The sequence below is a fragment of the Fibrivirga algicola genome (assembly GCF_011742925.1).
GTDB lineage: Bacteria > Bacteroidota > Bacteroidia > Cytophagales > Spirosomataceae > Fibrella > Fibrella algicola.
This window is the reverse complement of the sequence record NZ_WAEL01000006.1, coordinates 499,264-511,572: the sequence shown is the minus strand read 5'-3', so window position 1 is coordinate 511,572 and position 12,309 is coordinate 499,264. Positions and strand designations below refer to the sequence as shown.

The 12,309-nt window shown below is 52.9% G+C and carries 12 protein-coding genes; all 12 read left to right on the top strand.

What is annotated here, in order from left to right; genetic code table 11:
* Positions 1-645: response regulator (locus F7231_RS18265; RefSeq protein ID WP_166692972.1), on the top strand; the 645-nt coding region annotated here is incomplete at its 5' end.
* Positions 646-845: 200 nt separating this feature from the next.
* Positions 846-1,805: a hypothetical protein gene (locus F7231_RS18260; RefSeq protein ID WP_166692971.1), complete on the top strand. Its 960-nt coding sequence runs from the start codon at positions 846-848 to the stop codon at positions 1,803-1,805.
* 396 nt (positions 1,806-2,201) lie between these two features.
* Complete coding sequence (locus F7231_RS18255; protein ID WP_166692970.1) at positions 2,202-2,657, top strand: hypothetical protein; 456 nt, start codon at positions 2,202-2,204, stop codon at positions 2,655-2,657.
* A 41-nt stretch (positions 2,658-2,698) separates the two neighbouring features.
* Positions 2,699-4,069 (top strand): type VI secretion system contractile sheath protein TssC, encoded by a 1,371-nt coding sequence (locus F7231_RS18250; RefSeq protein ID WP_166692969.1) that lies wholly within the window; start codon positions 2,699-2,701, stop codon positions 4,067-4,069.
* Between the two features lie 45 nt (positions 4,070-4,114).
* Positions 4,115-4,528, top strand: a complete 414-nt coding sequence (gene tssD, locus F7231_RS18245; protein ID WP_166692968.1) for a type VI secretion system tube protein TssD — start codon at positions 4,115-4,117, stop codon at positions 4,526-4,528.
* A gap of 78 nt (positions 4,529-4,606) precedes the next feature.
* A complete protein-coding gene (locus tag F7231_RS18240; protein ID WP_166692967.1) occupies positions 4,607-6,466 on the top strand; it encodes a type VI secretion system Vgr family protein in 1,860 nt (619 codons plus the stop codon).
* Positions 6,467-6,472: 6 nt separating this feature from the next.
* Complete coding sequence (locus tag F7231_RS18235; RefSeq protein WP_166692966.1) at positions 6,473-6,889, top strand: GPW/gp25 family protein; 417 nt, start codon at positions 6,473-6,475, stop codon at positions 6,887-6,889.
* A 172-nt stretch (positions 6,890-7,061) separates the two neighbouring features.
* On the top strand, positions 7,062-8,864 hold the full coding sequence (locus F7231_RS18230) for a type VI secretion system baseplate subunit TssF (RefSeq protein WP_166692965.1): 1,803 nt from the start codon (positions 7,062-7,064) through the stop codon (positions 8,862-8,864).
* A gap of 7 nt (positions 8,865-8,871) precedes the next feature.
* A complete protein-coding gene (locus tag F7231_RS18225) occupies positions 8,872-9,849 on the top strand; it encodes a type VI secretion system baseplate subunit TssG (RefSeq protein ID WP_166692964.1) in 978 nt (325 codons plus the stop codon).
* A gap of 45 nt (positions 9,850-9,894) precedes the next feature.
* Positions 9,895-10,740 carry a TssN family type VI secretion system protein gene (locus F7231_RS18220; protein WP_166692963.1) on the top strand — a complete coding sequence of 282 codons (846 nt, stop codon included), beginning with the start codon at positions 9,895-9,897 and terminating at the stop codon, positions 10,738-10,740.
* Positions 10,741-10,769: 29 nt separating this feature from the next.
* Positions 10,770-11,933, top strand: coding sequence for a hypothetical protein (locus tag F7231_RS18215; RefSeq protein ID WP_166692962.1), 1,164 nt, complete (start codon positions 10,770-10,772; stop codon positions 11,931-11,933).
* A 39-nt stretch (positions 11,934-11,972) separates the two neighbouring features.
* Positions 11,973-12,275, top strand: a complete 303-nt coding sequence (locus tag F7231_RS18210) for a PAAR domain-containing contractile injection system baseplate protein (RefSeq protein ID WP_166692961.1) — start codon at positions 11,973-11,975, stop codon at positions 12,273-12,275.
* Positions 12,276-12,309 lie beyond the last annotated feature (34 nt).

Below are 12,309 nucleotides of genomic sequence, written 5' to 3'. Positions count from 1 at the left end.
TTGCTCATCGAGGGGGCACCGGGTTTCTCCGTAGCGGGATCGTACCCCGACGGGCAGACCATCGTGAAGCAGATTGTTCTGGACCGGCCCGACGTGGTACTAATGGACGTGGACATGCCCGGTGCCGATGGCATCGAGTGTGTACGCCGGGTGAAGGAAGTGAATACGAACGTGCGGGTGCTGATGCACACGATGTTTGACGATGACGAGCGGCTGTTTGCCTGCCTGAGCAACGGGGCCGACGGCTACCTGCTCAAGCGCGACTCGGCAACGTACCTGCTGCAATCCTTAAAGGAGATCAGCGAAGGGGGCGGGCCCATGTCGCCCAGCATTGCCCAGCGGGTGCTAACCACCTTCCGGGCACCACCTAACCCAAAGCGGGAAGAGTACGGAATAACGCCCCGCGAGCGGGAGATTCTGGAGATGCTAACGCGGGGTTATCCCTACCGGCGCATTGGCATCGAGTGCGGCATCTCGATTGAGACCGTGCGGCGGCATCTGAAGAACATCTATCAAAAGCTCCACGTACAGTGCAGCGCCGAAGCGGTGGCTAAAGCAGTGCGCGAGCAGCTGGTAAAGGGTAAGTTAGGTTTTGAACTAAACGACAAACTCCAACCCTTTCAACGGGATCTTTTAGAGCCGTGATGTTGAATTATATGGTATTAACACAATTGTTAACTTTTTTAATATAATCACTGTAGCCCAACGCAAGCAAAGGTAATTTTAAAGTGCTTACATAAGGGCTCCGTAAAACGGAGCCCTTACGTAAGAAGGGAATATGTATGCAAAATTTTCAGTATAGCGATTTAACTACAGCAATTCAGAAACCCAAACCAAACAAACACATGCCGAAAGTTACAAAGCCAAGAACGCACACTAACCGCAACCTAGTAGCATCCCGAGTACAGCAAAAAAGAGAAGCAAAATCTAAGTATACTGACGGTACAGCTTCGTACTACGAAGAGGGCGACTCGAGAGGCTTTGCGGCAACAATACACAAAAATGTACAAATCGCGTCCCATCCATACAGCGCTGGTACGAAGCATTGGGGAACAATCTCCCGAAAAATTCTCAAATTATACAAAAGAAAAGGCATGCCTGAAGCAGTAACAATTGCCTCAATAGCTAACCCAAGAACTTTAGGCGCCTCACCGACTTTTTACAATGATATAGCGGATTCGTTGATGAACGACGGAGAGAGTATATTTGACAACGGAATTACAAGGAATCATATTCTATCCGACAGCAACATCTCATATATAATGGTATCTATTTATAATACAGTATATGAGCGTAATAAAGAAACTTTTCAAGGAATGATGAATAATGGCCAAAGAATGGCACTAGAAGAATTCTTTTCCGCGTTGGTGGACAACAAAACAAAGACGCAACTTTTAGTCTATTTAGACCGACTAACCTATCCTGCTCAAATAGAACATGCCCCAACTATTCTAGCAGTAATTAGTGATCTATCAATAGGACAACATAATGTGCGTTTAGGCTCACGTACAATTAACGGCCATGTGCTTACATCTTTCGACCCAAACTTTTGGACACGAGCGTCAGCTGCCAGTGCACTAGCCCCTGCACTGGCAGCAATTGCTCCTTCACGGCCCCAGTTAAAACGTCAAATGACGGGTGGGTCCAACAACATATATTTAAGTGTATTGACACTCGCTAGTGTGGGCCTCATAGACGACCAAGTAGCCAAGAACGCAACACAAATTGCGATTGTAAAAAGTACAGGAGCAGAGCTTACGTCGACAGATCAAAGCATGGAAGGTAATTATGAATTAGATTCATAATTCTATGTTTACTTGGATTTGTTACACGGCTTCAAACAAATCGACTTTATCCAATCTCCACTATCGATTACGACATGCATATCTACTTCAAAGGAGTGATCAATAATATGCTTGAACAGCACTAGATATGCTGGCATGAATAACCCTTTTGCCACATAAAGAGCGTCTACACCTGACAATCACGAATATAGAAGAGGCTTTCCACTTCAGCATTAAAACTGGTATAACCGTAATTATTGTATTACAGTGCACAGAAGTCAGTAAAGCCACATCAATTGAGTTTAGGTTAATGTTTGGTTAACTCTGACCTGCTTAAGTTACTGACGCTAATCTGCTTTTAAGATTGCTTTGTATAGTTCAACGCTTACTTCATTTTTCAACTTTATCTTTTAGCTGATGGCAGTCAATAAACCTCAGATCGGGGGTGTCATAATCCCCGAAGAAACCAGCGAGGCCATTTCGTTCCTCCAGGAAAACAAGACGGCCATGGTCGGTAAATTCACCGCCGATTCCATGAGTCAGGCCCCCATCGAGGGTGTGCAGAAATTGCAGGAAGCCTTCGATACGTTTCAGCCGCAGGTTGATGTGACCCACGAAACCGAAGATGGCGAAGAGGTGAACGAAACGCTGTTTTTTCAGAACCTGACGGCCTTCAGCAAGCAGGGCATCATTGACCAGAGCGCGTTTTTGCAGGCCCTTCAGGTCGACGAAAACAACTACCAGAGCCTGATAAAACGGCTGATGTCGAACAAGGCCTTCCAGAAACTTCTGGCCGATCCGCAGGCGAAGCAGGCCTTCATCGACGCCCTAAACGTGATGGCCACCGAACTGGACGAGGCCGACGCCAAGTAAGCAACTCGTTCCACACCCACAATCCCAACCCCAGCATACGAATGGCACAGGAAGAACAGAATTTGGCGGGCGCCCCGCTCGTGAAAGAGCGCGTGCTGGAGCAGAAACAGCCCACCCGCACGCTGGCCGAGAGCGTCCAGCAACTGACGAAATTTGGTGGCTTTGAGTTTATCAAAACCATCGTAGACGGCACCGAAAACATGGACCCGTCCAAGAAGGCCCGCAAGAGCATTTTCCTGACCGAAGAAGACAACAAAGCGGACCGGAAAAAACTCAAAAAGCGGTTACAGGATTTTGCGGCGCTATTGGCCGCCCATGCCAACGTACCTGATATGGTTGCCGATGCCGAAGAGAAAGTAGCCGTCGCTAGTCAGTCGCTCAAAAAGAACCTGGCCGCTGCCATTTCGCAAACCCAGGAACTGGAATCGTCGTACCGCTCGCTGTCTCTGTTCTTTGAGAACACCGAAGCCGACAAGGTCAAAAACCTGGTGTTGTTCGATGCCGACAACGATATGACCACCGATGCGGACGGGTTCAGCAACCCGACCGGCATTTTTGAGCGCGTCGCCAATGAGTTGCGGGATGGATACGACAAAATGGACCTCTCGAAAAACTACTCGCTGCTGGTGTTGCCGGGCTGGCTCAAGAAAAACACCATTGTCGACAAATGGGCCACGTTGGCGCATCAGAACAAAGTCATGCTGATCACCGACTACCGGCACCTCGATGATCCCGACAGCGTGGAAGCCATGTTCGAGCGCGACAATCTCACCAGCGCCGACCCGCAAAAGGCCAACGTGATGATGCCCTGCAACTGGATTGTCGGTCGCGAAGCCTACACCGAACTGGGGCAGGAAGAACACCTCTACATATCGCCTGCCATGGCGCTGGCCGGCATGCTCTGGGGTGGTCACATTGCGCAACCATCGGCCGGGGTGAAGCACGGTAAGCTGAAAATGGCGAGTGGTGTCCGGTTCAGCATGCGCAAGGGCGAGATCGCCCAGCTCGAAGACAAGGGCCTGATTCCGATGGTATACGAATACGGCCGGGTAATTCCCTTCTCGGCCAAAACGCTCTTCAACGGTGATAACGTGGGCTTGCAAACCTACAGCGTAGTGCGGGTATTCGACTGGATCGGCAAGGTGTTCCAGGACTTCCTGAACCGCCGGACTTTCGAGAACATCGACACCTTCATGCTGGAGGAGATCAAAGGTCAGATCTATGGCTTTTTGGACAAGATTCGTGGTTCAGGTCTGATTATAGAGGATTATAGCGGCCTGGTCGTTGAACGGCATCCTACCAATCCTACCCACGTGGTTGTGAACGTCAAGCTAAAGCCTTTCTTCCCGGCGAAAGTATTTGAAATCAACTTGACGGGAACAAAAGGCAACTGGGACTCAGACCTTAAATAAAAATTAAACAAACCAAATTTTTCAATATTTAAATCAACTAAAACAATGGCAGATATTGATATTACCAAAGACATGGGATCATGGATTAAAGTTGATAAGGGCGAATATACTGTCTTGTCGCTTTCGTACGGCTTTAGTAAGCAGATTGGCATGGACGGGAAAACAGCATCTCGTGTGATGGGTGGTGACATTAACGTCTCCATTCAAACCCTGAAAGCCGATAAAGTTCTCCTTGAACTGGTATTAGCGCAAAACAAAAATGATATTAAAGGAGAGATCTACATAAACGGTTCAGAAGGACAGGTCCGTAAAATCGAATTCTCGCATGCTTCCATTAGTAGCTTCAACGAGTCATTTAGCGGAGGGCAGGGCATGCAAAACTTCACCATTACCGCTGGCATTCTAAAAGCGCAGGAAGTAGAGTTCAACCTTGTACCAAAGCAAGGTCAGCGTGCCTAAGTTGTGAATAGTCAGGTTGTATCCTGCGCAGGCCATTTCTGTGCAGGATACAATTAATTTAGTTTAACGCTCTCCGCTATGTCTGCATCAACCCACGAACTTATTGCCTTTCCTGAGATAAAAGTCAACGGCATGACGTTTACGCAGGTCAGCACGCTTACCATCAGGCAACCGTTCGATGCGCATCAACCGTTCGAGTTCAGCCTGTTGCCGGGCATGTTACCCGACAAGCCCAGTACGGTCAGCATCAGAACGTATGCAGACAAGCTGGTCGGTGAAGAAATTAACATCAAGCTGAAGCTGACCGACAATGGCGTAGAAAGTCAATCGCTCTTATTTAAGGGCATTGTCACCGGCGTTAAACTGGCGAAAAGCCCTACGGCGGCCAATGTCATTCATGTGTCGGGAGTTAGCCCTACGCTGTTGCTCGGGGCCAACCGCACCACCCGCTCTTTTACGCAGCAATCGCTACGCGACATTGTCAGCAGGATTACCTCGTCGGTAAACCTGAGCAGCAAGGTTTCGCCGAGCAATAACCCGACGATTCCGTACGTCACCCAATACGAAGAAACGAATTACCACTTCCTGCAACGGCTGGCCAAAAGCTATGGCGAGTGGATGTACTACGATGGGCAGTCGTTCATTTTTGGCAAAGGGGGGCGTTCATCGGCAGAGGCCATCGCGCTGCAATACGGCATCAACGTCTTCGATCTGGACTACAGCCTGCGCGTTGGGCCGGTCAACCAGAAAGCCCAGTATTACGATTACCAGACGCACAAGCCCCTTGAAGCGCCCTCGTCCGGCGCATCGGTAGATGGCCTGCAGGAGTTCGCCCAGCTCATGCACAAAAAGTCAGAGAAGCTGTTCAAAGACGAGTTGGTGGAACTGGGGTACCAGAATCACCAGTCTGACGGCAGTTTGAAAAGCGCCGTCAAATTGGGGAAAAGCGAGCGGTCGAACAGCTTCGCCATTCTTCAGGGCACAACCCCCGAAATGAAACTCAAGATCGGCGGCCTTATCAAGGTGAAGGATGATCATTACACAGACGGCCAGACCATTGACTACGGCTCGTTTCTGATCACGCAACTCACCCACTACCTCGACGGCAACGGGGATTATCAGGCCAGTTTCGAGGCCATTCCGCAGGACGTGGCGTTTCCACCGGTTGCCTACGCGGTTACGTCGCCCATTGCGCAATCGCAGCCCGCCGTGGTGAAGAAAGTGGATGACGAAAAGGGCCTGGGCCGGGTAAAAGTGCAGTTTGCCTGGCAGAAGGCTACGAACGAAATGACCCCCTGGATACGTGTCTCCAGCCTGATGGGCAGCAAGGAACAGGGCGTTTATTTCATTCCTGAGAAGGAAGAAGTCGTCTTCGTCGATTTTGAGTTTGGCAACCCCGACCTGCCGTTTGTGCGGGGGAGCATGTACCATACCGACGCCAAACCGGGGCCGCTGTTCAACAAGGAAAACAACATTAAGGGCATCATTACCCGTGGTGGCAACCACATCCTGATCAACGATGAATCGGGCAAGGAGACCATCAAGATCTATAACAAAGACACGAAGAACCAGATTGTGCTGTCGCTGGATGGCGATGCCAGTATTACCATCAAAAGCGAGGGCAGCATCAAGCTGGAGGCCAAGGACAAAATCAGTATGAAGGCCAAAACCATTGAGTTTGCTGCCGATCAGGAATGGAAAGTAAAGGCCGGCAAAACCGAGATCAGCAACGATCAGGGCATGAAGATCAGTGCCGGGTCTGATGTTGGCCTTGAAGGCGCGAACGTCAAGTTGGCGGGTAAAGCAGGCGTGAAGATCGAAGGGGCCACCGTCGCTATAGAGGCACAGGCGCAGGCCACGATCAAAGCCAATGCCCAACTGGCCCTCGAAAGCAGCGGCCCCGCTTCGCTGAAAGGCGCTATTGTCATGATCAACTAACGGCTGATGGACTACTACGCCCTACCGCCCTCGTTTGGTGCCTTGATGAAACGGCAGTCGCTGGATAAACTGCCCCTTGCCGAGTCGGTGGTGCAGAACATTGCGCTCTACCTAGCCACGCGGCCCAACGAGTACCAGTATGACCCGCAGTATGGCTGTATTCTGCATAACTACCAGTTTCACGAACTGAACGACACACCCACTAAAGACCAGATCAAACGCTCCATCGAAACGTACCTGCGCAAATTCGATCAGCGCATCGAGCCGGAGCAGGTGGATGTTGACGTAACTGATATTGAAGAAAAGGTGGATGGCCGCAACCCGCGTATCTGCCGTTACGTGCAGATCGTCATTCAATGCCGATTGACCCAGACCCGCGAATTACTACCCGACATGAAATTCCGGGTTGTCCGCTATTCTTAAACCCATGACTACTCTTAAGCAATGAACAGCATGCAATTTGCTTCGCGCTCTAAGCCCTTCGACAGGCTCAGGGTGACAATCCTACTCAAGTTAGTCATTCACATCTTTTAGTGTCCTGTCACCCTGAGCTTGTCGAAGGGCCTAGAGCGCGAAGCAACTTTAATAAGAAACCATGACACCGCAACGCCAACGATCCCGCGAAGCTATTCGCAGCGAGATGATCCGGGAAGTAGCCCGGCTCTGGAACTACGACGAGGCCGACATGGCCGTCGAAGGGTTCGATCCGCTCGTTGGGCTGTTACTGGGCGCATTCGCCACCGGCCTGGAAGGGCTGCACCATGAACTGGAAAATTCGCGCACCCGCGTCGTACAGCGGCTGGCGCAATTACTCGCGCCCGACGTGATGACCGGCCCGCAACCGGCCCACGCGGTCATGCGGACGCACATCATCGACCCCTCATTTACCGTGCTGCCTACCCACCCGTTTACGTGCAGCATGGGCGGGCAGGAGGTGCATTTCTCGGCGGCGGGTTCGTTCCCGCTAATCAATGCGCGGATCAAAACGGTTATCATTCAGAACAAAATCAGAGTCTACAGCCCGGCCCTGAACGAGTCATTCATGAACCAGATGCTTCCGGGCAACCAATGCTGGCTGGGGCTGGCTATCGACCCGGAGCTGGATGCATTCGAGAACCTGCTGCTGTTCTTCGACTGGCGCAATGATCCGCTGCGGTCAGCCCATCTGGAGCAGATCGCCGACACGCGCCTGTATATGAACGATACAGAGATCGAGTCGGCCCCGGGCCTGCCGGAACAGTACGAGTTCGGCGATGATTCGCTGGCGAACCGACTGCACGATCAGGTACGTCGGTACTACGGTCGGCATTTTCTGTCGGTCAGCAGCCTGGCAAAAAAAACCGGCCAATCCATTTCATTAACTGCCTGCCGCCAGAAATGCCCGGCCGAACTGCGCCAGGGCCTGTCGACCGAAGAAGCTGACAAGTTTTTCACGACCGACTTAGTGTGGATCAAGATCCAGTTTCCCGAAAGCCTGTCGGCCGATGTGGCCCACCGTACCCAGATCGACATCAACGCGTTTCCGGTGCTGAACCGCAAACTGTGTGTTGATTCGCACGAGTTGAAGCCGCTGTTCAATGTTTTTCCGGTCAAGGTCGAGCCGCAGGAGTCGTTTATGGCGATGGTAGCCGTGGAAACGGGCACAGGCCTAACCCTCAACGGAGCCCAGCAAATTACCCGCGACGGGCAGAATCAGTACGTGCTGCAGCAGGGAGGTATTGCCCGCTTCGATGAGCGTGATGCCCACGACATGGTGACGTACCTGATCACGCTACTACGCGATGAAAGCGCCCAGTTTATGGCGCTGGGGCGTAGTGAGCTGGAAAGTGAGATCGAAGAGATCAGAAAGCGGCTCGAAAAAATCAACACCGCCATTGGCGACGGCAACGAGCAAAGCGCGTACCTGACGGTGAAAACAACCGCCAAAACCGGACGCCTGACGGTAGCATTCTGGAGCACGAAAGCCGATCTGGCCAACAAGATTCCGTTTGGCACCAAACTGAGCAAAGACCGCAGCCAGGTTGTTTTTTCGGATGACGAACTGCTTCTGCTCACCACCACGACCGGTGGCAAACAACGGCTCAGACCCGACGAAAACCTGCCCGCGTTCCGGCAAGCCCTGCTCACCCGAGGGCGCGTGGTTACGGCCGAGGACATCAAAGCCGTTTGCTTTGCCGAACTGGGCGATAAGCTTAAGGGCGTCAGCATTGGCAAAGGGCTATCGGCGGGCGCGATGAAAACCCAAGGACTGGTACGGACCATCGACGTGCTGCTCACGCCCGATCCAACCAAACTCGTCCCCGCCGATCAATGGGAGGAGCATTGCCACCGGATTAAACACCTGATCGAACAACAGTCATTTGCCGCCATGCCATACCGGGTGATGCTAAAAAACTAACCCGGATATGCTACAACCCACCGACATAGAATTACTGCTCAATCAGGCCCCTACCCGGCGGCTCCGGTTCGAGCACATAGTCAACGAACTGGTAGATGTCGGCCTGTTGACCTACGATCAACTAGTGATCAGTCCCGAACGAACGACGGCCTACAATTTCGAGCGTGATGTTCGGGAGATTCGGGAACGGACGAATGATCAGCACCAATCGTACTGGCAGTTTGGCATTCCACGCGACAGTTTCTACGACACCTTGCCGGAGCGACTGTTTCATAAAGCCAAAAAACGGACAAAAGGCGACGATGAGTGGGCCGAGATACGGCGGCAGGAAGAAACGCAGGAAAAGGAGTCCCGGCTTTTTTTTCTACCGTTCGATAACCAGTTCAACCGGCAGCGAGCGGCCATTGCCCGGTTTGAAAGCCAAACGCTGGCGGGCAATGACGAACAGTTGGTAGCCGAACTGCTCAGGCTCGTAGCACCAGAGGCCGAAACTAGCTCGCTGACGCCGATGCAACGGGCAACCCTATTTCTGCTGATTACGCAGGCACACAGCCTGGTGGGTAACTGGCCGCAGACGGCGCTCTACATGAGCCACTTCCTGGGCGTGCCGGTTCACATTCGGTACGGTCAACAGGCTGCTGGTCAATCACCCAAACAGGTTGATGAGGCTACTCCCTGGCAACCGAACCGCCTGGGCGACGGAAAGCTAGGCCTGGACTGGGTATTACCCCAACCAGCCATAGTCGACGACGGCGGATTGATTCAACTGACCATCAGACCTTTAACCGCTGATCAATTGCCCGGTTTTTTGCCAGATGGTCCCGGTCAGCGGCAGCTTCAGTTATTGGCGGGCTACCTATTTCCGGTCGATGCTGACTGGCAATTGGACCTGCAGACCGATACCAGAACTCTTGACGACGGTTTTCAACTGTCGGACCTACATACAGCCGGGCGGCTGGGACTAACCACCACCTTAGCTGCCTGACGATTTTCCCTCTATCCCTTACCAGTTTAACCATACCCCTTGCCTATGAAAACCGACGTTCTTCTCACTGTTTTGCTATACGTCGTGCTGGCTATTGTATGCCTGATCGGACTCAGCTTCCGGTACTCGGCAAAAGCCGTTTTCACCAAAAAGCTGTTGCTCTACGCACTCATTGCGGTGGTTATCGGTGCTGTTATGGGCGCTGCTTTCGCCCGTGTAGAGTCGCTTGTACTCGTATTCTGGTGTCTTGAAGGGCTCGCACTACTGCTGGGGATAGTGCATGTTCTGATATCGCGCCGACAATTTACGTACCTGACCGAGGTGACTTTCTGGTTCGAGTGTCTGCTGGCGGGGGCCGTACTTTTCCTGCTGGCGGGGGCTTTCACAGGCCTGTTCCAGTGGTTACAACGGTCTGACCGGTTCCTGATCGCGCTTATTCTGGGGTTGCTACCGTTCATGCTACCGCTGGTGTTTATGTATGCCTATACCGCCTGGCAGGCTATTCCTTCGAAAGTATATCGCAAGTGGTTCTATCCCGTCGACCGGGCTGTGCCGCTCATTGAACTGACGGATACCGTGCGGCTAAGCTTCCAGGTAGCAAAAACCCCCGACGCTACCGAACTGGCCACATACACCGTTAAAGCCCCCATCGACCGGACGCTGCAGGATCTATTTCACTACATGATCTATTCGCATAACGCGGAGGAAAACCCGGAGCAACCGATCCAGTACCATGAGCATAACCAGGAAGGTAGTCTGCTGGGCTGGATATTCTACAAACAATCGCTGGGCGGTCTGTCGAAACAATTCATAGACCCTGCTCTCACGCTGACCCGGAGCGGTATAAAATCCAATGACGTCATCATCGCCCGAAGTTTCGCCAATGACTGATCGTATTCGTCCAGGTACGTTCCGATTAGATGAATTATCATCCCTTTTACAAGATGCTCCCCGACTTGACATACTGGCCCGTTAACTGGGCCGACGGCATGAAAATTACCCGGTCACATTTGCTGGGAAACGACAACGCCTTCCGCGATGCCACGCGTGACGTAGGGGGAATGCTGCTCAGTCCGCTAAACTACGGCTTGCTTCCCCCCGCCCCTGGCAAAGACAGTCCGCTCGCGCTCACCTGCGACGGACAGGAGCTGATTCTGAGCCTGTGCCGGGCCGTTACGCCCGGTGGTGTGCGCATCGAACTCGATGCGGCCCACTCGCCGCTTCGGCTGGCCCTGAGCACAGCCCGCGATGAGTGGATGCGTCTGGGCCAGTCAGTAGGCTACGCGGTAGTTGACGTGAACCCGTTTGAGCCGCAACCCTGGGGCCAGCCTAATCCTGATGAAGTACCGCTGCGCTATCCTTTCACCACGCCTAGCTACCGGCTGGGGGCCGTGCCGCAATCTGTGCTGAGTAGTTCCGTGTCAGCGGCCTTTCACCTGCCGGTAGGTCGGCTGACGCTGGCCAATGGTCTTTTCAGTCTGGCTCCCGATTATCTGCCCCCCTGCCGGATGGTAGGCGTTTTCCCAACCATGCAGCAGCAATACCTGACCATTGGCAGCCGCATGGGTGAGATTGCGGGTCTGGCTACGGCCATTATTGTGCGCGTACGAACCAACGCCCGTTCCGGTCAGGCCAATTTACTGGCCAACACCATCGGTTACCTGGCCGAAGCAACGGTGCGCACCCTTGCCGACAATTTGGATGCGTATCAGCTACGCGGTGGCTGCGAGTCGCCGGTGTTCATTGCCGAGTTCGGTATGCGCTTCGCCCGTGCGCTGACGCTTATGATACGCAGCACCCCCGACCGCGAGAAGGAAGCCATGTTCAACTACGTCAAAAACTGGTGTGGTGTTAGCCCGGTACAGTTCGAGTCGGCCCTACAGGAAGTGCTCGATGCCGATTACGCCCATGCCGATTGTCAGCCCATGTTCGCCTCCATTATCAGGCTGAGCGACGTTGTCATTGCGCTCTATGGCAAGCTGAGTCAACTGAATTATGTCGAGAAAGATAAGGATGAATTCTTCGTCGATCGGCAGGAAGCACCGGCAGCTAAAACGGGCAGCAAGGGACGATTCTGGGGGTAATAACACGTTTTATTGACTTGCTGATAAACAACTGAAACAATGGGAAAACCAGCTGCACGGGTAGGCGATATGCACGTATGCCCAATGGTTACGCCGGGCCTTGTCCCGATACCGCACGTGGGCGGACCAATTATGCCGCCCGGTGGCATAGCCGTGTTGATTGGGGGGGTACCCGCCGCCTGTGTGGGCGATATGTGCACCTGCGTAGGCCCACCCGACAGCATCATACTCGGGTCAATGACAGTACTGATTGGCGGAAAGCCCGCCGCCCGAATGGGCGACACAACGGCCCATGGCGGCAGTATTATCCTTGGCCTGCCAACGGTCCTGATCGGGGGCTGATGACCGTAACGAAAAAAGTCGTACCACTTACCCT

Coding starts and splice junctions, on each gene's coding strand:
- F7231_RS18260 (WP_166692971.1), top strand. CDS start 846: ATGCCGAAAGTTACAAAGCCAAGAACGCACACTAACCGCAACCTAGTA.
- F7231_RS18255 (WP_166692970.1), top strand. CDS start 2,202: ATGGCAGTCAATAAACCTCAGATCGGGGGTGTCATAATCCCCGAAGAA.
- F7231_RS18250 (WP_166692969.1), top strand. CDS start 2,699: ATGGCACAGGAAGAACAGAATTTGGCGGGCGCCCCGCTCGTGAAAGAG.
- tssD (WP_166692968.1), top strand. CDS start 4,115: ATGGCAGATATTGATATTACCAAAGACATGGGATCATGGATTAAAGTT.
- F7231_RS18240 (WP_166692967.1), top strand. CDS start 4,607: ATGTCTGCATCAACCCACGAACTTATTGCCTTTCCTGAGATAAAAGTC.
- F7231_RS18235 (WP_166692966.1), top strand. CDS start 6,473: ATGGACTACTACGCCCTACCGCCCTCGTTTGGTGCCTTGATGAAACGG.
- F7231_RS18230 (WP_166692965.1), top strand. CDS start 7,062: ATGACACCGCAACGCCAACGATCCCGCGAAGCTATTCGCAGCGAGATG.
- F7231_RS18225 (WP_166692964.1), top strand. CDS start 8,872: ATGCTACAACCCACCGACATAGAATTACTGCTCAATCAGGCCCCTACC.
- F7231_RS18220 (WP_166692963.1), top strand. CDS start 9,895: ATGAAAACCGACGTTCTTCTCACTGTTTTGCTATACGTCGTGCTGGCT.
- F7231_RS18215 (WP_166692962.1), top strand. CDS start 10,770: ATGAATTATCATCCCTTTTACAAGATGCTCCCCGACTTGACATACTGG.
- F7231_RS18210 (WP_166692961.1), top strand. CDS start 11,973: ATGGGAAAACCAGCTGCACGGGTAGGCGATATGCACGTATGCCCAATG.